Below are 20,800 nucleotides of genomic sequence, written 5' to 3'. Positions count from 1 at the left end.
CCGGAGATCCGATTGCACGTTCGTTATTTCGGCTCTGTCGTTATTTCAGGTCTTTCCATACCCAGCTCTCAACTTCCGGCAGGTCGGAGCCTTCTTCCCGGATGTAGGCATGGTGCTTGGCGATGACCGCATCCATCTCATCGGCGATGGCCCGGTATTGTTCTGGGTTCGGCAGGCTCAGCACCGCTTCCTTGGCCAGGTCGAACCGGTCCATCTGGTTCAGCACGCGCATGTCGAACGGGGTGGTGATATCGCCGTTCTCCCGGTAGCCGTGCACATGCAGATTGCGGTTGCGGCGGTCGAAGAACAGATCCTTAATGAGTCCTTCATAGCCGTGGAAGGCGAAGATAACCGGCTTGTCGGCTGTGAAGTAAGCTTCGAATTCGTCGTCGCTGAGGCCCCGCGGGTCGAGCTTGCTGCTTCTGAGCTTCAGCAGATCGACGACGTTCACATAGCGGATCTTCAGGTTCGGCAGCTTCTCGTGCAGAATCGAGATGGCAGCCAGGCTCTCCATGGTCGGTTCCGTACCGGAGGAAGCGAAGACAACATCCGGCTCCTGACCGCCGCAGGTCGAAGCCCAGTCGATGCTCTTCAAGCCTTTATTGACAAGCTCCTGCGCTTCGTCCGCGCTGAACCACTGCGGACGCGGATGCTTGGACGAGACGATCAGGTTGATCTTCTGGCGGTCATTCAGCACCTTGTCGAATACGGCCAGCAGGGTGTTGGCATCGGCGGGCAGATATTCACGGATGAATTCCGGCTTCTTGTCGGCGAGATGGCCGAGCAGGCCCGGGTCCTGATGCGTATAGCCGTTGTGATCCTGCTGGAATACGGTCGAGGTCGCCACGACGTTCAGGGACGGAATATCTGCGCGCCAGCCCTGATCGGTCGCTTTGCGCAGCCATTTGAAGTGCTGGGTAATCATCGAATCGACGACGCGCAGGAACGCTTCATAGCTGGCAAAAAATCCGTGGCGGCCGGTCAGGACATAGCCTTCCAGAAGGCCTTCGGCCTGATGCTCGGACAGCTGCGAGTCAATGACCCGGCCGTAGGAAGCCAGGAACTCGTCGTTCGGTTCCTTGACGGCATCCATCCACTGCCGCTTCGTTACTTCAAAGACAGGTCCCAGGCGGTTGGACATCGTTTCGTCCGGTCCGAAGATGCGGAAGTTGCGGTTGTCTTCATTGAGGGCGAGGACGTCCTTCATGTACTTGCCCAGAACGGCCATATCCTGCGCTGTAACGGCGCCCGGTACGGAGTTATCCAGCGCAAAATCGCGGAAGTCCGGCAGACGGAGTTCCTTCACGAGCCGTCCGGCATCCGTCACAGGATTCTTGCCCATGCGGCGGTCGCCCGTCGGCAGAATTTCGGCAATGTCGGCTTTCAGCTTACCATCGTTCTCAAAGAGTTCCTCCGGACGGTAGCTGTTCATCCATTCCAGCAGCGCCGGCGCGTGCTCCATATGCTTCCGGTCAGCCGGAATCGGTACCTGGTGGGCGCGGAACGAATCTTCATTCGGCATATTGTCCCACGATTTCGGTCCGGTCCAGCCTTTCGGGGAACGGAACACGAGCATCGGCCAGAGCGGGCGGGTTGTCTGTCCGCCGCCGGTGCGGGCCTCGCGCTGAATGTCCCGGATTTTCTCGACGATGAGGTCCAGCGTCTCGGCCATAGCCGGGTGCATCAGCGCCGGATCGCTGCCTTCCACGAAGTGCGGTTCCCAGCCCATGCCTGTGAAGTAGGCGGTTATTTCTTCCCGCGACATCCGGGAGAGGATGGTCGGATTGCTGATCTTGAAGCCGTTCAGATGCAGAATCGGCAGTACGGCTCCATCGGTCGCCGGATTGATGAACCGGTTGGAGAACCAGGAAGCGGCGAGCGGTCCGGTCTCGGCTTCGCCGTCGCCCACGACTACAGCGGAGATCAGGTTCGGGTTGTCGAGAATTGCGCCGACTCCGTGCGACAGGGAGTAGCCCAGTTCGCCGCCTTCATGAATCGATCCCGGCGTTTCGGGAGCCGCATGGGAAGCAACGCCGCCCGGGAAGGAGAACTGCTTGAACAGCTTCTTCATGCCGGCAATATCCCGGGTAATGTCCGGATAGATCTCGGTGTAGCTGCCGTCCAGATAGGAGTTGGAGACCATGACCTGACCGCCGTGGCCCGGTCCTTCGATATAGAACATATCGAGATCGTACTTGGTGATGATCCGGTTCAGATGCGCATAGATGAAGTTCTGGCCCGGGATGGTGCCCCAGTGCCCGATCGGCTTCACCTTGACATGATCGGCTTGCAGCGGTTCCCGGAGCAGCGGGTTATCCTTCAGGTACAGCTGCCCGACCGAAATATAATTCGTAGCGCGCCAGTATGCATCCAGCTTGTCGAAATAGGTTTTGGACGAATAATCCACTTGCAGAGTCAGTCCCATGATTTCTCTCCACTCCTTAATATCAGCCTTCCGATCGATTGTGAAAAATTTCTCTTTAATTCATCATACCAACTTAATTATAAAATACAACCTTTTTTATAATTGATACGGTCCAATTTTGTGAAAAGTTGAACAACATATGGACGGATGGTCATTCGCCTTTTCAACCCAATAAAAAAAGACCGGAGTCTCCTCCAGTCTTCCGCTTATTGCACCGATACAAACGTGTTAAATTTTAGGTATTGGTAATGAATGCGCATATGGGAGAATTCCAGCGGCGTTCCGTTGTCGAGGAAGAAGATCCCTTCCATAATGCCGACCGGCTCGTTCTCCTTCAGCAGCAGCAGCTCCCGGTCCTGCTCCTGCGAAGGCTCCGCAAAGATGGACATGAAGGATTTGGTCACGGCCAGATTGTGCGCGTTCTCCAGATAATTGAAGATCGACCCTTCGATGATCGTCTGGTTCAGGTTCTGCACGATCTTGATCGGAATATACCCCGTCTCGAACATAAAAGGCACATCGTCGAACAGGCGGAGCCGGACGATTTTGTAGACAAAATCATGCGGTTCCAGGAACAAATCCCGCTGCAGCTCCTCCGTCGGCGGAATCACCTCGAAGCCCAGCACCCGGGTCTGCGGCTTCTGGCCGTTCATATGGAAGTTGTCGGTCACGCCCAGATTCGAGCCTTCATAGTTAAAGACCGATTCGTTCTTAATGTACAGGGGGTTGATGAAGGTCCCCGATCCTCGCTTCTTGAAAATAATTCCGGCGTGCTCCATCTTCGTCAGCGCCTGCTTCACCGAGCTGCGGCTGACCTGGTACAGCTCGCTCAGGCTGCGCTCATCCGGCAGACGCATATCCGCAAACTGCCCGGCGAATATTTTCTTCTTCAGATCGTCGATAATTTGCTTGTACACGAACTCTGCCATTACGTACTTCCTCTCCGGTCCTCTGCTTCGTTAGTCTCTTGGTTAACTATAGCATAAGCTTGTCCACAAACTCTATGTCCGCAGCCGCAAATTCATACGCTCCCAGCCCGCTGGGATGGACCCATTCGTACCGGTCGTGGTCGGTCAGCACCGGCTCGCCGCCCTCCAGCACGGCGCGGTAAGCCGTCAGCCGGATATGAATCTCTTCGTACCGGTGCTCGCTGACGCCGAACCGGGCGTAAGGCCGGATGCGCAGCCCCATCTCTTCCAGCAGCTCGCGCTTCAGGCATGCCTCCGGCGTCTCCCCCGGCTCCAGCTTGCCGCCCGGGAACTCCCAGAGCCCCTTTTGGGCTTTGCCTCTGCGTTTGCGGGCAATCAGAATCCGCCCCTGACGGTCTTCTATAATCGCTGCCGCCACTTCGATCATTGCCCTCACACCCCTTTCTTCTCCTGAACTTACTATAGCCGAAGCACGGGATTTTTGTCTTTGACAGGAACACATGTTCGATATATACTTCCATTTATATAAAGGAGGGTTCCCCGTGGACGTAATGGAGAAACTCGAAATTCTGACCGCCTCGGCCAAATATGACGTCGCCTGCACTTCCAGCGGCTCCAGCCGCAAGGGGAGCGCCGGCGGCATGGGCAACACCACCAGCATGGGCATCTGCCACAGCTTCGCCGCCGACGGCCGCTGTATTTCGCTGCTGAAGGTGCTGATGACGAACCGGTGCGTCTTCGACTGCGCCTACTGCGTGAACCGGCGGTCCAATCATACGCGGCGGGCCACTTTTACGCCGGAAGAGATTGCCGATGTCACGATGCAGTTCTACCGCCGCAATTATATCGAGGGCCTGTTCCTGAGTTCCGGCATTCTGCGCAATCCCGACTATACGACCGAGCAGATGATTGCCGCCCTGGAGCTGCTGCGCCACGTTCACCGCTTCGGCGGTTACATTCATGTCAAGGCCATTCCGGGAACGGACGAACGGCTGCTCTCCCGGCTCGGCCTTCTCGCCGACCGGATGAGCGTCAACATCGAGCTGCCGTCACAGGCAAGCCTCGGCAGGCTGGCGCCGGACAAGAGCAAGGATTCCATTCTGAAGCCTATGGGACTCATCCAGGCCCGAATCCGCGAGAATCGCCACGATCTCGTCCGTTACAACCATGCGCCCCGGTATGCCCCCGCGGGCCAGAGCACGCAGATTATTGTGGGAGCGACGCCCGACACGGATCAGCGGATTCTCGCCTTGACGGAAGGACTGTACCGCAAATACGGCTTGAAGCGGGTGTTCTACTCCGCCTACACGCCGGTCGTGGAGCATTCGCTCCTCCCTGCGCTGGACACCAAACCGCCGCTCCTGCGGGAGCACCGGCTGTACCAGGCCGACTGGCTGCTGCGCTTCTACGGCTTTCGCGCGGGCGAGCTGCTGGACGAGTCGGCCCCGAATTTCAATCCGCTGCTGGACCCGAAATGCAGCTGGGCGCTGCGCAACCGGGCGCTGTTCCCCGTGGAGGCCAACACCGCGCCTTACGAAATGCTGCTGCGCGTACCGGGCATCGGAGTGCGCAGCGCCCAGCGAATCGTCAAAGCCCGCCGGGCCGTAAGCCTGGACTTCGCTGCGCTCAAGAAGCTGGGTGTGGTGCTGAAGCGGGCTCAGTTCTTCCTGACCTGCCGGGGCCGCATGCTGGAGGGGCTGAAGGTCAGCGACCATACGCTGCTGCGCTCGCTGATGTCCGGTCAGGAGCTGGCGGCCTTCCGGGAGCCGCAGGCGGAACAGCTCTCCTTCTTCAGCGAGGCCGAAGCGGCCGGACTGCCGGAGCCCGCAGCGCCTGCGGACCTCTTCCCCGGCGGGCCTAATTCTTCCCGGCCTCTTGGCGAAGCGGCTGCGGGCGGACCGGCTGCCGGCGGGCCCGCTGCCGCCCGGGCTGAATCCGCCTATCCGCCGATCCCCGAAGCGGCCTCGGGTACCGCGGATTCCATCGACGCGCTCGCCCAAGAGGCCTCTTCCGGGAGGACTGCTTATGTTTAAGACGGCTGCGCTGGCCTACAGCTATGACGGCAGCTTCGAAGGGCTGCTCTCCTGCGTATTTGAGAGTTATGTATGGAAGGAGACCCCGCTGGCCATTCAACCGGATGGCGATGGACCCGGGCTGCTGCTGGAGTCCAAATGGATCGAGACCGATCCCGAGCACGCCGGACGCGTCCTGCGGTCCATCCCCCAGCGCATCGGAACGGAGGCAGAGGAACTGGTGCGCCTGGGCTTCTGCACCTGTCTCCCGGACAAGGAACTGCTGCTGCTGAAGTTCCTCCAGCTCGGCTTCGCCCATGGCCCGCGCGTCATGGACATGCTTGCCGATGACACGGTGGATGCGCTGCTCAAGGCCGTTCTGCATTTGCGGCGGGAGAGCCACCGCTATCTCGGCCTGATCCGCTTCTCCGTCTACGGACCGGTCATGGCGGCGGTGATTGAGCCGCGGAACCGGGTACTCCCGCTCATCCGCGACCACTTCTGCGACCGGTTCGGGGGCGAACGCTTCATGATCTATGATGCCGCCCACCGCATGGCGCTCATTCACGAACCGGGACGATCCGCCATCATCCCGCTGGAAGCGTGGACCCCGCCCCAACCGGATGAGACGGAGGAGCGCTACCGGCGGCTCTGGAAGGGCTTCTACGAAGCAATCGGCATCAAGGAACGCCGGAATGAGCGGCTTCGTATCTCCAATATGCCGAAGCGGTACTGGAAGGAGCTGACGGAGATGGACGGCGGCGGCTGGGGAGCCGCGGTTGCCCGGTCCCGGGCCCGGGCCCGCTCCGCGTCCCCGTCCGCACCCGGCGGAGCCGGCGGTGCACCGGCGGCGGAATCTCTTCCGGCCCCAGGCGGGAGCGGGGCTTAGGGTTAAGCAGTCTGCCGTCGTCGCCGTCCGCAAGGCGGCACTGAATGCAAAAGAAGGTCGGCGCTGGCCGACCTTCTTTATTTTGCAAGGATGGCATTCAGGAAGACTGTCCGTGGCTGCCCCAGGTTACTTCTATTACTGGCCCGCTCTCAGAGCCTGCTCCTGGCCGTTGACGCTGAACCGGTTGAAGGTTACTTTGCCTTCCAATGAGACGATCCGCAGCGAGTGGGGGGCATCGGTCAGGTTTTTGACTTCGTAGACGACTTTGCTGTAGCCTTCGAGGTTCGCTGAAGTCAGGTCAATGATGCCCTTCGCGACGTTGTCGATATAGACCTGCGCCGTGCCCATGTTGCTCTGGACATTGGACAGCCAGCGTACGCCGGTGCCGGTGAAGCTGAAGGAAGCGATCTCGCCGGAGCTTTCGGTCTCATTCCAGCTTCCGTTCTCGTTGGTTGCAATGCCGGCCGAGTAAAAGATCCCCTCGTCACTGAAAGCATAATCGCGCCAGCCGGTCTCGGTGGAGGGCAGTCCCTGCTTCGGCGTCAGCTCGATATAATCGAGGTTGACTCCGCCGGTGTTGCCGCTGTCATGACGCAGCATCACGGTATTGGGCCCGTCGGTCAACGCCACTTCGGTGGCAATGCTCTTGTAAGCGCCCGCGCCCGACGACTTGCCGGTCGAGGCAAAGGTCAGCTTGCGAATCAGCTTGTCGTTGACGTACAGGTTCAGCGTAGCGTCCGCCGCGGTGGCGTACCCGATGCGAACCGAATAATCGCCCGCACCCGGCATGATGTTGATAATGCTGACGCTTGCTCCGCTGCCGTGCATATCCCGGACATAGCCTTGGGAAGAAGCCGCGGCGTCGGCTGCCGTCTTGGCGATGCCGCCGAGCTTGCCCTTCTCGGCCTCATAGAGCGGTCCGCCCGGCGTTACCGGCATATCCGGCACGGCCAGCGTGGCCGGACTGCTCGCCGCCGAGCTGTTGCCGGAATCGTCAAACGCCCGGACGGTGTAGGCATAGGTATGGTCATAGGCGACCGAGGTATCCGTATAGCGTGTCACGGCAGCGGGAAGGACGGCCAGCTCGGCCCCGTCGCGGTACAGCACGTAGCCGGTTGTTTTGCGGTTGTCGGCCGACTCGCCCCACTGGATGACTGCGGTATTCCAGGTCGCCATAGCGGCGCTGGCAATGACCGGTTGCGCCGGAGCCTGCGTCTCCTTCGGCGTCAGGTACAGCTGCACCGCTTCGCCTGCGGCCACATTCAAATCCACATCCATATACGGCGATGCCGTGCGTTCATAGGAAGAGTAAGCTGCCCCCAGCGTTTTGCCGTCCCGGTACTGCTCTACCCGGTAGGCGGCGTTATCCGGGAACATAATCCGGACCGCAACCCGCCGTGCCGGGGTGCCGGCCGGCTCGAAATTGACGATGCTGACAATCCGCTTGTCCGCCGAAGCGCCGATGCTTGAAGCGCCCAAGGCCCGGGTGTCGACAGCGCGGACATAGATTTTGCGACCGGCTGATTCATCGCTGCTCAGGAAGGAGTAGGCCAGGGGCGATCCGTGCGTCGCATAGGCAGCCGCCAGCCTGCGGAAGGTGCGCAGCCGCGTCTCCCCGCCCTCTGCCGCATTCGCCGACCAGGCCGCCGTGTCCGCAGCGCGGTGGGTGCTCCAGTTGGCAGGCTGGGCAAAGAGCGCATAGTTCGGATTGGCCGTATCGAAGGCGGTATGCTGCATCATATGGTCGGCATAGCCGATGTCGGCGCGCAGCTCCCGGTCGAATGCCGCGGCGTATTTGTAAGCCGTAGCGCCGAACTTGCTGTTGTCGGTATGCAGATCGTTGGCGCCCGTCTCCGTCATCATCATTTCCTTGGGCAGACCTTCTTCCGTGCCCCCGTTGTAGGACAACAGGTTCTCGTTCAGGGAGCCACCCCGGCCCTGCGTAAGGCCGGACAGCCCGTAGCTGTGGCCGTTCGTCAGATCGGACAGGGCTTCAATCGGTCTCCGCTGGGCGGGATCGCGCTCCCAGCCGTAGGGGGTGCCTTTGGAGGGCCAGTAGGCCCAGCCGGGGGCCACGATTTTTAACTGGGGATAAGCGGCCTTCTGAGATTGGAGGAATTGCGCCAGTTCCACCAGGGATGCCTGGTTGTGATTGAATACGCCCGGCTCGTTGTCCAGCTCCAGGTAAGCGAAAGACGAACCGTAGGAGGCCATGAACTGGCGGATATACGTCTTGATCTCCTCGGACACATGTCCGGCAAGCATCTCGGTGCTGCCCATATAGTTGGAGCCGATCATGCCCACCACCGGCTGGAGATTCAGGTCCTTTAGCGTCTGCAAATACGCTCCGAGGCCGTCCTGCCACTGGTTGCGCGTATCGGACCAGGCAGGGACCCGCATCATATTGCCGCTGTAGGCGGAACCGAGCCATTCGGTCAGACCCGGCAGCAGCCGGGTCACGTTGTCGTTCATGGCAAACCCGTTCGTAATCGCGGTTCCGAGGTGGACATACCGGCCATGAATCGGCTCGGCGGCCGGGGCCTCCAGAGCGGTCAGCGACAGCTCGTCCCACTCGTACCAGAGATAGGCGTCGCCGGATGTGCCGGCATAGGAGCCGGCATAGACCTCCAGCTTGAGCTCGTTGCTCCCGCTCTTCAGCAGCTCCACCGGAATATACAGCCGGTATCCATCGCGGTAAGGATTGGCGCCGCCGCTGCCCGAGGTCCCGGCAATCTGCAGCATGCCCGCCAATCTTCCGTTGGAGTACACGGCCATCTGGGGAACCGACATATAGGCATTCAGAATGTGCACATCCAGCTCCGCGCCATACGCCGGCAGCGCATCCAGCTTGTAGCCGATGGAGAGCGTCTTGTTGACGCTGGCCTTCATTCCTTTGGGAAAAGCTTTCCAGTCCGGCGCAGCCGGGTCGGAGGCATAGGTGGAGTAGACTGCCGTCATCGGCTTGAAGTCGGCAAATTCGGCGGAGCTTCCGTCATGCTTGCCGATCTCCCAGAGCTTGCCCTGCGGAGCAGCGGCGGCAAGAGCGGCTGCACCAGCCTGCGGAGCATAGACCGCTTGCGTGACGGCAGGCTTAAGCGCTGGAGAAACCGACGGCGTGATTGTGATGCCGGCGGCGGTTGAAGCGCTTGCGGGCTGCTGCTCGGCATATACAGGTCCCATGGAGAGGGCCGGTCCGCCGAGAATCAGGGCGAGCGCCGCCAGGGCGGAGCCTGCTCTGGACAGCAGCTTGCTGCGCGGGCGGCTGCGCCGGGCGGGGATGGGAGTTGAAGCTTCTTGGCGGTCATTGCAGATATTGCGGGTGTTGCCATCAGGTCTGTTCCATGAAGTCATGGTATTTCTCCTCCGTTAAAATAGTTCCCTGATCGCCGCCGCTGCCTTGGGATAGGTTAGCGGCGCCCGAATGGGCGGAGGAGGAATTACTTTTATCAAACGGCGGGTCTAAATCGGCGGCATACGTTCAAAAAGCTCTTCCCCCAAGTGAGTCTGCTTGATTGGAACCGATTTGATTTCAGGCAGAAATCACTCTTTTTCCGGCAGCGCGGCTGCCACCTTCGTCCTGCGTCCCTTGAAGCGGAGCAGAGCGAAGAAGGCCCTATGGCTTTGCGTCCCTGCCTTTCGGCAGGTTTGCCTTTGTCACAATATAGGGTGAAGCAAATAAAGGACGACGGACGGCATCTTGCGGGGAATCGCTGCGGCGGCTTGCCGCGTACCGGAAGAACGGCAGGAAAGAGGGTTCGGATAGGGGAGAACTTCAATGCGAATCGGTCACGTTCAGCAAGCTATCCAGCAAGCGTTTCTACTCTTGTATATCGGTCTTCCGGGAGTTTCGATTTAGACTCGGACAGCCCCTATCTTTCGCATTTCTGAAAGGATTGTGACGATTCATATGGGCAGTTGTCAGCCGCCTTCGATACGGTTGGGCCATAAGACTCACAATCTGCCGGCAAAAAAGCCGAGTCACCGTCCGCGATAAGTTCACGCAGGCGATGCTCGGCTTACAGGGTTAAGGCGCTCTCCGCATCCTTTAATCAGCGTTTAACCTGATTAGGACTGGTGTTCGTTACGACAGGCAGCATCTTCTCACTCTTCTCCATGAGAGCTCGACATTGGCCGCAGACCGGCTGAATCGAAAAAACAAAATTATCTCTCATCCATCCGTTGCACTCTTCATTGGTGCAGGACCATATGGCCGTCATCTCTTCTGGAAGATCCGCCATCAATCTTTTCCGTGAATAGTACATGCAGCATCCTTCTTTCTCTGGTGGAATAAGGAGCGAAAAAAAAGCCCCAATGCTAGGATTGGGGCTCTCGGTCAGCTATTTACAGTTTAACAACATTCTCGGCCTGCGGGCCGCGGTTGCCTTGAACCACGTTGAATTCAACGCGCTGTCCTTCGTCCAGCGATTTGAATCCGTCACCAACGATAGCGCTGAAATGTACGAATACGTCATTTCCGCCTTCTACCTCGATAAAGCCAAAGCCCTTGTCTGCGTTAAACCACTTTACTGTTCCTGTTTCCATTATTCATTACCTCCACGATATTATTTACATGATCTTAAAATTCCTAAAAAAAATCACATATTGTACAAGGTTATAAAATCAAAATCATAACCCTCTACAATATGTGAGTTCAGGTCGAAATTTCAATAAACTAACTATAACACATCTGGGGAGCATTGACAACTCCCCTTTTATTTTTATTTACAGAGTCGTCAGATAGCGCTCACTCGCCCCTATAAGCCTGTTGCAAGGCCGCCAGGTCGAATTTCTTCATGTTCATAAAAGCCTTCGTTACCCGCGCCGCTTGCTCCGGCGTCCCCTTCTCCAGCAGCTCGCCTATATTGGCCGGAACAATCTGCCACGATACGCCGAACTGGTCGGTCAGCCAGCCGCACTGTTCGGCTTCGGGAACCGCAGACAGCCTCTCCCAATAATGATCGATCTCTTCTTGCGTATGGCATTTCACCATAAAAGAGACGCCTCCATCGAACTGGAACCGATGATCATGCGCGCTGTCCATGGCGGTGAACCACAGGTTCTCCAGCCTGAAGTCCGAGAACAGGATCGTCCCCGCCTGATCGGGTCCCGAGCCTTCCGGGTAGCGGACAAGCATTCCCTGCCGCGAATTGCCGAATACCGAAACATAGAGAGACATGGCCTCTTCCGCCCTGCCGCATACCTCTCCTACAAACGTTAGAGCAGGCAAAATAGCCGGCCGCTCCTCGCCTTCCGGATTCGTCAGAATCAGCTGCCAGGACAAGCCGTACTTGTCCTGAATCCAGCCGTACCGCTCGCTGAACGGATACTTGCCCAGCGGCATGAGGGCTTGTCCGCCCTCGGATAACCGGTCCCAGACCTCATCCAGCTTCCGGGCGGCGTTCTTGTCGCGCGAAGGATCAAAGTTCACGAAGAAGGATACCGACGGGTTGAACCGGAAATGAGGTCCCCCGCTGATGGCCATGAACTCCTGTCCCCAGATTTCAAAGGAGACTTGATCGCAGTCGCCCGAAGGCGTGCCCGAAAGGGTTGTCACCTTCGTGACTCTGGATTCCGGGAATACCGAAGCGTAGAATTGAGCGGCCTCCACCGCTTCTCTGTCATACCACAAGTGCGGCACGATCTTTGGATTCACGTTGGCCAAGGATCATTCCTCCCCGGGAACATTCACTTGAAACGTAACGCCGAACCTGTCCTTCACAATTCCGTACAAGGGGCTCCAATCCGTCTTCTGAAGGGGCATGACAACCTGACCGCCGTCCGCCAGCGCATTGAAGATCTCCCACGCCTCCGCTTCTTCCGAGGGATGAATGGCAATCTGAACCGTATCCCCCTCCGCCTGGTGCGCCGTCCCCGGAAAAGTATCCGAGAACATAAGGTCCGTATCCCCGACCTTCAGCTGCGCATGCATCACAAGGTTCTTCATTTCATCGGTTAGCGGATGACTCGGATTCTCCGGCATATCCCCGAACGTCATGATCCCCACTACATTCCCGCGCAGCGCTTTCGCATAGAAATCCAACGCCTCTCGGGTATTTCCGTTAAAAACAAAATACGGGTTCAAACGGATTGACATCATTCTTCATCCCCTTCGCAGTACAAATGGGCTTTCAGCTTCATTATACACAAAGATTGGAGGAAATATATGTTTTTACGAACGTATGAGCTCTTTTTTTGAATAGATGTTCTTCTCCTTTGAGGGAAGAGTAATTTCAATTATCTTTTTTGTTACCTTTATTATCTGGATAACTTATCATCTGAATCTTTGTATCTTTATGTAGAGAAGTATATTCATAGGTTGCAAAATACATTTCTTTAAGCCGTAATAAATTCCAAGTGTTTCTACTATCTATCCATAAAAATTTTAAAGGGTTTTGATTTTTTATCATAAGGATTTATCGCTATGACTCCTCACTTTTTTCCTGAAAAATCCTTATCTACAACTTTTAGATACGAAGTAGCAGTGCTTCTAGAGGTAGAACATCGTATTAAAAAGAAAATAAGAAGTAACATTTCTGAACTGTGCCTTTGTTCTTAAATATATTACTAATTACAATAGAGTACGATAACATAAAAAAGACACCCCTAAAGGTGTCTTTCACTGATACTCCATATGGAGCCGAGGGGAGTCGAACCCCTGTCCGAAGGCAACGCCACACAAGCTTCTACGAGTGTAGTCACGGTTTTGATGTCACCCTAGAAGCCCCCGTAACCGGGTCCCCTTCGGGTCAGCCTGATTATCTTCTTCTGCTGACCCCAGGCGGAGACCAGACAGCCAAAAACAGGCTACAACATACATTATGTTAAATCCACATCTAAATAATGCTTAGCCCTACTTTGAAGTTGCTCCATTATAAATCCAGCTTGTTCCGAAGAAAGGCTCAACTCATCAGATATCTTTTTTAAATCATCTCCATTAATTAAAAGATAAATAACCTTTCTTTCTAAAGATGATAGTCTTGCCAAAAAAATTTCTACATCAATAATAGTATCATCATATGGAATTGATCTTATGAATTCTAAATGAGTGTGAGATTCATTATGAATACGCACAGGTGCATCCACTGAAAAAATGGATTCCATTCTCCTTATAGCCCATGCTTCTTTGTTTTTTTGTTTCATAATTATTTTCAACTGTGCTAAAAAATAGTCTTCAAAGCATCCAAAATGGGTATTGTAAGTACGAATAGCATGGATAAGAGCCACCACACCTTCCGTAATTCTATCTTCAATTTCCAAACCTTTGTATGAATTTTTGCATTCATTAACTACAAGCGGAAAGTAATGATTTACGACGTCAGCCTCAGTAATTTTCTCTTTCACTGTATAGCTTTATTAGGAAGCATATTACGAAGTCCACTTTTTCTGGGTTTCTTAGGAGTATTTTGGGGAGTGAGCGGTACTTGCTTTGGAGGAACTAACGTAGCAAACCATAAATCATCTTTTTTTTCAACAGTATAACTTGCCGGAAAAGAAATTCCTCGCTTTTCGATTACCTTAACTAATTCGAGGTCTTTTATTTTCCCATTTTTCAAAACATGATATCCCTTTTCAGCTATTCCTAACAGCCCAATATTCTTTCCGTCTGAACTTATACCTATTGTTAGCTGTTTAGGAATGAATTCATAAAGCTTGCTGTTTAAACAGAATCCCTTTTCATTAGATACACTTATTGAAAATACCGGCTTAGAAGGACTAGGTAAAAACCATTCTAGCTGATAAATATCAAATTTTTCTTTCCTATTAAAATCATCATTCATATCCATTCTCCTTTTTTGTACCAAATTGGTATTTCTAATCATAATTTACTTGGATTCTATCTATTTTTCTATGACAATATATATTTGAAATATACATACATTGAAGTAATATATTAGAGTTATTCTATTGAAAAAATATAATGTCTATACTATGCTTAAAGCGTATATAGGTCAGATACTTTTATCTGTGGATTGAAATAATGTATGTATTTTTCAAGACAAAGTAAAAAAAGCCACCTTCTGTATGGTGGCTTTTTTTATTAGTTAATCACTTATAACAACGGTTATCATTTTAGACGGTACTACAAAAGGGATTTTTTTTCATAGGATGCAATCACATTCTTTATTTTCTCAAAGCCTCGATCTCTTGCTCTGTTAATCCAGTAGCTTTTATAATAGTCGTTATGTCCAGATTCAAGCCAAGCATGTTTGTAGCTACTTTTTTTATGCCTGCCATTTCCGCACTACCCAGCATAGAAGCCTCGTCATGCAAATACTTCTGTCTAGCCTCATACAAACGTCTGGCCTCTGAATCCTGGCTCAAGTATTGCAAGGTATCCATCGCCTTTTCCAATCCCGGTTCATTCATCTTCAGCACCTCCCAATGGGTTGTATCTACGCCCTTGAGGAACAACAACCAGTTCTCCAATCCACCGTTTGATGGGATCACATCATCCAACTTTGGCAGCTCCAAAAAATGGACCTCAATATCGTCAAGCAGTGGTATCAATGTTCGGTCTTCGCGGAGATGAAATATATTATGGTACTCGTCATTCGATAAGAAGGCATAGTTCAAAATGTTAATGGTGACGCACTTCTTCAGTTCCTGATACTTCTCGCCTTCCTGAAGCTGACTGGCGTATCGCTTGCTCCAGTAGAACAGCGTTCGCTTCTCGATATCGTATTTGTTGAACAATTGCATCTCAATGTCTATCAACTTACCCTCAGCCGTCTTGGCATAAACATCAAAGATGGACTGTTTGTCGAGTGGATCATCTTTATCCGTATAGGGATTCATCAGGATGATCTCTGTCAGCGGCGGCTCGCCAGCTTCGGTGAAGATGCGGTTAAGAAACGCCAGCAGCACATCTTTATTGTTCTCGCTGCCAAATATCCGTTTAAATACAAAGTCCACACGCGGGTCCAGCAGTTCCATCGGCATCAGCTCCATTCATTATTATTATATCATTTTTCAAGGGTTCTGAACCTTGCAAAGATACGTAATACCGCTCAGATTAAATCAGGCTGTCGTTTGAATTACTGTAAACACAAATTATATGCAGCAGAGTAACTGAATGTCTGAGAAGCTCTGGAGGCTTTGAGGGCTAATTCAGAAGTAGCCTTTAGGTAGTCCAAGTGCAGATGATGGGGATGAACGACAAAAACGCACGGTGAAGGGAGCAATCGTATCACTAGTTACGTGGCAGCCAAAACCTCCTGTCTCCGTATAGCTGAAACTCACTGCATCCATTAACAGTAAGCTCCAGAAATCGCATCATAGCAAGCTTTTCAACCACTACGTATAGTCCAAAATAACCGTGAAAACGAAAAAAGACACCTTAGAAGGTGTCTTTCACTTTACTCCATATGGAGCCGAGGGGAGTCGAACCCCTGTCCGAAGGCAACGCCACACAAGCTTCTACGAGTGTAGTCACAGTTTTGATGTCACCCTAGAAGCCCCCCGTAACCGGGTCCCCTTCGGGTCAGCCTGATTATCTTCTTCTGCTGACCCCAGGCGGAGACCAGACAGCGTATCCCACTACTTGTTAGCCCCTATCCCTGTCACATGGGCGATGCAGGGTAGAAGCACGCTCACAGGTTATTAAGCTGCGAAAGCGTAGTTGTTGTTTTGTTTGCCGTTTAATTGGCTTTAGCGTTGATGAAGCGGACGCGTCCCCACTACTCGCTACCCATGCTCGAACTACCCCCGTCGAATCCAAGAACGGCCCCTCATTAGAAAGGGCAGCTTCGGATCAAGCAGGCCGTCCGGCAAGAACGGTGCTGACATTGAAGCGCTAAGTCTTACATACAGAGTATATCACAAATGGCGGAGAAAAGGGATAGATCCTCAAGGAAATGGTGCCATCCCCTGCCACTTCTGTTCTTCAAGCCCTGCCGCGCGGCAATCTGTCGGCATATTTGGCCCGCAGCTTCCCCAGGTTCTCCAGCCTGGACAGCACTTGCTCCTTCATCGACAGTCCGATGCTCAGGATGATCTGCTCCACCAGCAGCAGCGGCGCCACCATGGAATGGAATTCACCCCGTTCACCCCGCCGGACATAAAAGGAAACCTTCACCGAAGCGCCGTCCCGGAATTCCTCCCGGTCGGTTATCATGACTGCGGGGCAGCCTTTCTCCTTCACATAATCGAGAATGACCTCAGTCTCGGGCAGCAGGCGGGTGAAATTGAAGAGCAGGACGGCATCTCCGGCCTGGACATGGGCCAGCGGCTCCAGCAGCTCGTGACCGCTCGCCGGCATCAGGCGTACCGTCAACCCGAACCGGGACAGGCGGTAGCGAAGCAGCTCGCCGAGCGCCGCAGCCGGTCCCGGAGCATGAAGGTAGATGAGGTTGGCTCCGGCCAGCAGCGCCGCGGCTTCCTCCAATTGTCCGGGCGCGATCCGCCCCGCCGTCTCCCGCAGATGGAGGATGGACTGCTCCAGCGTGTGAAGCGGCAAGCTGTCCGGGTCCATGCGGGAGATGGTTGTCTCCAGCTTCACCGCCGGCGTGTGGGCCGAGGCGGCCCGCAGCTTCCGCCGGAAGTCCTTCCCGCTGTCATACCCCGCCGAACGCCAGAACCGGGACACGGTAGCGATGCTGGTGCCGATCCGGTCGGCCAGCGCCTGCTCGGTCAGGAACAGCACTTCGTCGGCATGGTTCTCTATGAAAGCGGCAATCTTCCGCTCCCCGGGTGTAAAACCGGCTTGCTCCGGAAAGATCCGGCCTGGAATAGACGGCATGGCGCATCTTCCTTCTTTCCTTATAAAGTCTCCGCGATGGCTTCAGCATACCCGCGATTTGTTATGTAAATTTTATTTCATCTTTTTCAATATGTAAAATTTATTACAATGCGTTGACAAACCCTCCCGCCTCGCTTAATAGTTCCCCCCTAGACTGAACCTGTAACCCATCCGAGAAGGAGGCTGATGTCCATGAAGAATAGAACCCGAACCCTCTACACCCTGACGTCTTCGCAGAAAATGATGATCTTCGTCCTGTCCATGTCGCTGTACGGCCTGTCCAACATGTTCACCGAGCTGATTCCCGAGCTGCGCCTCGGGCCGGTAGAACTGTCCGTCGAGTATTTCGCCTTCATCCCGCTCACCCTCTGCATCCTGTTCCATCCGCTGTATGCCGCAGTCGGCGCGGCGCTGGGCGAGATCATCTTCGGCGAGCTGATGCTCGGCCAATTCGGCGGTCTGGGCGAACTGGAGAAGTTCCTGACCTTCTCGCTGGCCATGTACATCGCCGGCCGGATGGTGCGCAACCCGCTGAGCCGCATGCAGGTCGGAATCGCCGCGATGACGGGCGTCGTCCTGCATCAGCTGTGCAGCAGCCTGATCGACATCGGCAAGGTCTGGATCGGGGTAGAGGAATTTGAAGCTGTACCCGGACTGGCCGAGAGCGTCGTGATCGTCGAAGGCGTAGGCTTTCTGAACGATGTTCTCTTCTCCGGCATTCTTTTTGCGCTCCTGCCTACGCTCTATCTGGTTCCCCGTCTGTACGGCAAAATCGAGCCGCTGCTCGGCATTCGTCCTCGCGACCGGTCCACCCGTTACGAAGGGGCGGGCGTGCTCACGCCCAAGATCGTGACTCTCGGGCTCGCTCTTGCGCTCGCCGCGTTCGGCGCTGAATTGCTCTCCGAGACCGATTGGAATATCGGGGAGTGGGAGAGCGGGTGGGCCGGCCAAAGCGGTGCGGTCTGGATCAGCATCGGAGCAGCCGCAGCCGTCGCCGCCGGGACTGTGCTCCTGCTGCGCCTGAAGCGGGCCCGCAGTTCCAGAACCGGAGCCGACACGGAGGGTATGCCTTATGCGCGTTAATCCGGCCGCCCAGCTCCCGGCCGCTCCCTATGCGGCGGAAATATGCGGAGTCACCTTCAGCTATCCCGGCTCGGATCATTCCGTCCTGAACGGGGCCTCCCTGACGGTAGGGCACGGCAGCTTCACCGCCATTATCGGCGGCAACGGCTGCGGCAAGTCTACGCTCTGCAAGCTGTTCAACGGGCTAATTCCCCACTATTATTCCGGGGAGTTCTCGGGGGACGTCCGAATTAACGGAGAGGATGCCGCAGACCGGAGCGTGGCCGAGCTCTCCCGGATGGTCGGCTATGTGTATCAGGATTTTGAGAACCAGCTGGTCCGACCGACCGTGCTCGATGAGGCCTGCTTCGCTCCGATGAACTACGGGCTCGCCGATTACCGGGAGCGGGCGCTGCGCGCGCTTGATCTGTGCGGATTGGCCGGCCTCGAGGACCGCTACATCTGGGAACTCAGCGGCGGGCAAAAGCATCTGCTCGCGCTGGCCGGCGCGCTGGCCCTGGAGCCCGGCATCCTGATCGTCGATGAGCCGGTCTCCCAACTGGACCCCCGGCATGCGCGCCAGGTCTACGACGTGCTGCGACGCATCCACACGATTCACGGCCGAACCGTGATCGTCATTGAACACCATACAGAGTTTATCGCCGATTACTGCCAGGACGTCTGCCTGATGGAGCAGGGCCGGGTCGTATGGCAGCTTCCTGTGGCCGAAGCGCTGAACCGTCTGCAAGATCTGGAGCGGCTCGGCATCCAGCCGCCTGAAGTAACCCGGACGGCAGCCAGACTTGCAGCGCTCCAACCGGAGGCCGCCGGGACGGCACGGGAACCGTACCCGATTACCGTGGAAGAGGCGGCCGCATACTTCAGCCGCCTGCTTCCGGCCGGTCCCCCGGCTGCCGCCGGGATGCAGGCAGCTCTATCGGTGCCAAACATGCCGAAGACGGCGGCCTTCCCACAGTCGGAGCCAGGGTCCGCGGCAGAGCCTGGGGCGGGCTTCGTGTCAGGATCCGTTAAGGGGCTCCTGACAGGGCCCGATGCTTCCGGCCCTGCCCAAGGTGAAGCGGCCGTCATCCGGCTGGAGCGCGTATCGCTGGGCTACCGCTCGATCCGCAAGCAGGTACAGCCTGTCCTGCACGGGGTGACGCTCCGCATCGGCGAAGGGGAACGCGTTGCCCTGGTCGGCAGCAACGGCGCCGGCAAATCCTCGCTCATGAAGCTGATTGCCGGAATCGCCCGGCCTTCGTCCGGAGCAGTTGAGGTGCTGGGTCAGGATACCCGCACCCTCACGCTGGAGCGGCTGTCGCGGGAGGTCGCTTATATTTTTCAGAACCCGGAAGATATGTTCATCGAAGACAGCGTCCGCAAGGAAATCGCCTACTGCCTGGACAGCCGCGGTTATGCCGAGCCCGGGAAGACGGTGGATCACATGCTCCGCAGCTTCCGGCTCGGACCGCTTCAGGAGCGCGATGCCCGTCTCCTGTCCGGCGGCCAGCAGCGCCGGGTGTCGCTTGCGATCGGCTCGGCCGTCCGGCCTGCCGTCATGCTGCTCGACGAACCGACCGCCAATCTGGATATGGCGACCCGGGAAGAGCTGCTGGGCATGCTCCGGGAACTGGAGCAGCACGTACGGACGGTCATCATCGCCACGCATGACATGCAGCTTGTCAACGAATGGGCCACCCGCGTAATCGTCATGCATCAGGGGGAGATTACCGCCGATGGGACGGCTGCGGAGATTTTTGCCGATTCCGGTCTGATCGGCCGGGCCGGGCTTGCTCTGACCCAGAGCATGGAGCTGTCGGCTGCGCTGGGCCTTTATCCGGTCAGCAGCTCTCCGGCTGCTCTGGCCGACCGGCTCCGCCGGATGCAAATTCAAGAAAAGGAGGAGAACGGCCATGCAGCTTGTCCGCAGCTGGTTTAACCGCATCTCGTTGGACCGCATTCAGTTGGAGCTGATGAATACCGCCTACGGCAGCGGACATGCGTCTCTGTCCCGGCTTGACCCGAGGGGACTGCTGATCTGGTATCTCTTCTTTGCCGTGGTCCCCTGGTTCATCGGCAGCATGACGGTTCTTGCGGGATTATGTCTGCTGATGATACTGACTACCGCTCTCTCGCGCGTCTCGCCGTTCATTCTGTTCATTCTCGCTCTCGGTCTGATCGGCCAGGTCGGATGGCTGTTCCTGCTCTCGCTGTTCTTTGGCGGCGATGTCTCCTCCGCCCTGCCGCTGCTGAAGCTGACCCTCAAGCTCTCGGTGGTGTCCCTGGCCAGCATTACCGTCTTCTCGGGGATGGACCCCGAGAAGATCAGCGACGGCCTGCTGGCGCTCGGCATGCCGGCGGCCTTCTCCTTCAGCCTGTCCTACGGCTACCGCATTCTGCCGGTGCTGTTCGAGGAGTTCCGCAACGTGCTGCTCTCCTACCGGCTGCGCGGCCGGGTGCCGGAACGGCCCGGTCTTCTCTACTGGCGGTATGCGGTTCACTATGTAAGACTGCTGGTGTACGCCTTCTTCCCCTTGATGCTGGCGACGGCAAAACGCTCCCGGACGACCGTAGAAGCCTTGGAGACGCGCGGCTTCTCTTACGGCATGAAGAATCCCGCCGCCAAGAAGCTGAAGCTCGCCCATCTCCGGCTGCGCAGGCATGATGTTCTGTTCCTCGGCGGATCAGCGCTCTATACAGCCGTCCTGTTCGGTCTGGACCGCATTTGATAAACCACATTAAACA

17 protein-coding genes, 1 other RNA gene and 1 riboswitch are annotated in these 20,800 nt (G+C 56.0%); of the genes, 5 read left to right on the top strand and 13 right to left on the bottom strand.

Going from position 1 to position 20,800, the window contains the following annotated elements:
- Positions 1 to 40: 40 nt before the first annotated feature.
- The 3 genes from F4V43_RS13335 to F4V43_RS13325 all read right to left on the bottom strand — a co-directional run bounded on the left by F4V43_RS13335 (position 41) and on the right by F4V43_RS13325 (position 3,781).
- On the bottom strand, positions 41 to 2,425 hold the full coding sequence (locus F4V43_RS13335; protein ID WP_150458741.1) for a phosphoketolase: 2,385 nt from the start codon (positions 2,423 to 2,425) through the stop codon (positions 41 to 43).
- 206 nt (positions 2,426 to 2,631) lie between these two features.
- The gene (locus tag F4V43_RS13330) at positions 2,632 to 3,354 is read right to left on the bottom strand and encodes a GntR family transcriptional regulator (RefSeq protein ID WP_150458740.1); all 723 of its coding nucleotides are present in this window, start codon (positions 3,352 to 3,354) and stop codon (positions 2,632 to 2,634) included.
- A 46-nt stretch (positions 3,355 to 3,400) separates the two neighbouring features.
- Complete coding sequence (locus F4V43_RS13325; protein WP_150458778.1) at positions 3,401 to 3,781, bottom strand: (deoxy)nucleoside triphosphate pyrophosphohydrolase; 381 nt, start codon at positions 3,779 to 3,781, stop codon at positions 3,401 to 3,403.
- 124 nt (positions 3,782 to 3,905) lie between these two features.
- Here F4V43_RS13325 and F4V43_RS13320 point away from each other — a divergent pair, with 124 nt between their 5' ends.
- Both F4V43_RS13320 and F4V43_RS13315 read left to right on the top strand, forming a co-directional pair.
- Positions 3,906 to 5,387, top strand: a complete 1,482-nt coding sequence (locus tag F4V43_RS13320) for a putative DNA modification/repair radical SAM protein (RefSeq protein WP_223879887.1) — start codon at positions 3,906 to 3,908, stop codon at positions 5,385 to 5,387.
- The gene (locus F4V43_RS13315; RefSeq protein ID WP_150458738.1) at positions 5,380 to 6,255 is read left to right on the top strand and encodes a TIGR03915 family putative DNA repair protein; all 876 of its coding nucleotides are present in this window, start codon (positions 5,380 to 5,382) and stop codon (positions 6,253 to 6,255) included. Before F4V43_RS13320 ends, F4V43_RS13315 begins: the two co-directional genes overlap by 8 nt.
- Before the next feature lie 135 nt (positions 6,256 to 6,390).
- On the opposite strand, the gene F4V43_RS13310 is transcribed toward F4V43_RS13315, so the two are convergent.
- The 10 genes from F4V43_RS13310 to F4V43_RS13265 all read right to left on the bottom strand — a co-directional run bounded on the left by F4V43_RS13310 (position 6,391) and on the right by F4V43_RS13265 (position 16,993).
- Complete coding sequence (locus F4V43_RS13310) at positions 6,391 to 9,606, bottom strand: polysaccharide lyase family protein (RefSeq protein ID WP_150458737.1); 3,216 nt, start codon at positions 9,604 to 9,606, stop codon at positions 6,391 to 6,393.
- Between the two features lie 199 nt (positions 9,607 to 9,805).
- A riboswitch (cyclic di-GMP riboswitch) is annotated at positions 9,806 to 9,915 on the bottom strand.
- Between the two features lie 389 nt (positions 9,916 to 10,304).
- Entirely contained in the window at positions 10,305 to 10,517 is a 213-nt protein-coding gene (locus F4V43_RS13305) for a cold-shock protein (RefSeq protein ID WP_150458736.1), read from the bottom strand.
- A gap of 79 nt (positions 10,518 to 10,596) precedes the next feature.
- Positions 10,597 to 10,797: a cold-shock protein gene (locus tag F4V43_RS13300; RefSeq protein ID WP_150458735.1), complete on the bottom strand. Its 201-nt coding sequence runs from the start codon at positions 10,795 to 10,797 to the stop codon at positions 10,597 to 10,599.
- Positions 10,798 to 10,999: 202 nt separating this feature from the next.
- Complete coding sequence (locus F4V43_RS13295) at positions 11,000 to 11,917, bottom strand: VOC family protein (RefSeq protein ID WP_150458734.1); 918 nt, start codon at positions 11,915 to 11,917, stop codon at positions 11,000 to 11,002.
- A gap of 3 nt (positions 11,918 to 11,920) precedes the next feature.
- Positions 11,921 to 12,349, bottom strand: coding sequence for a VOC family protein (locus F4V43_RS13290; protein ID WP_150458777.1), 429 nt, complete (start codon positions 12,347 to 12,349; stop codon positions 11,921 to 11,923).
- Between the two features lie 722 nt (positions 12,350 to 13,071).
- On the bottom strand, positions 13,072 to 13,596 hold the full coding sequence (locus F4V43_RS13285; protein ID WP_150458733.1) for an RNA polymerase subunit sigma-70: 525 nt from the start codon (positions 13,594 to 13,596) through the stop codon (positions 13,072 to 13,074).
- Entirely contained in the window at positions 13,593 to 14,033 is a 441-nt protein-coding gene (locus F4V43_RS13280; protein ID WP_150458732.1) for a hypothetical protein, read from the bottom strand. The genes F4V43_RS13285 and F4V43_RS13280 overlap by 4 nt, the downstream gene beginning before the upstream one ends.
- A 343-nt stretch (positions 14,034 to 14,376) precedes the next feature.
- Positions 14,377 to 15,189 (bottom strand): Rpn family recombination-promoting nuclease/putative transposase, encoded by an 813-nt coding sequence (locus F4V43_RS13275; protein WP_223879885.1) that lies wholly within the window; start codon positions 15,187 to 15,189, stop codon positions 14,377 to 14,379.
- A 429-nt stretch (positions 15,190 to 15,618) separates the two neighbouring features.
- Positions 15,619 to 15,983: a transfer-messenger RNA gene (gene ssrA, locus F4V43_RS13270) on the bottom strand.
- A 155-nt stretch (positions 15,984 to 16,138) separates the two neighbouring features.
- Positions 16,139 to 16,993, bottom strand: a complete 855-nt coding sequence (locus F4V43_RS13265) for a MurR/RpiR family transcriptional regulator (protein WP_150458730.1) — start codon at positions 16,991 to 16,993, stop codon at positions 16,139 to 16,141.
- A gap of 192 nt (positions 16,994 to 17,185) precedes the next feature.
- Here F4V43_RS13265 and F4V43_RS13260 point away from each other — a divergent pair, with 192 nt between their 5' ends.
- Genes F4V43_RS13260 through F4V43_RS13250 form a run of 3 tightly spaced genes read left to right on the top strand, consistent with a single transcriptional unit; the run spans position 17,186 to position 20,784 of the window.
- Positions 17,186 to 18,076, top strand: a complete 891-nt coding sequence (locus F4V43_RS13260; RefSeq protein WP_150458729.1) for a cell division protein FtsQ — start codon at positions 17,186 to 17,188, stop codon at positions 18,074 to 18,076.
- On the top strand, positions 18,066 to 19,994 hold the full coding sequence (locus tag F4V43_RS13255) for an ABC transporter ATP-binding protein (RefSeq protein WP_150458728.1): 1,929 nt from the start codon (positions 18,066 to 18,068) through the stop codon (positions 19,992 to 19,994). The genes F4V43_RS13260 and F4V43_RS13255 overlap by 11 nt, the downstream gene beginning before the upstream one ends.
- The gene (locus F4V43_RS13250) at positions 19,969 to 20,784 is read left to right on the top strand and encodes an energy-coupling factor transporter transmembrane component T family protein (protein WP_150458727.1); all 816 of its coding nucleotides are present in this window, start codon (positions 19,969 to 19,971) and stop codon (positions 20,782 to 20,784) included. Before F4V43_RS13255 ends, F4V43_RS13250 begins: the two co-directional genes overlap by 26 nt.
- Positions 20,785 to 20,800: the final 16 nt, after the last annotated feature.

It is taken from the genome of Paenibacillus spiritus (assembly GCF_008710135.1).
In the GTDB taxonomy this organism is placed as follows: domain Bacteria; phylum Bacillota; class Bacilli; order Paenibacillales; family Paenibacillaceae; genus Paenibacillus_AQ; species Paenibacillus_AQ glufosinatiresistens.
The sequence above is the reverse complement of the archived record's forward strand: the minus strand, read 5'-3'. Positions and strand labels throughout refer to the sequence as shown.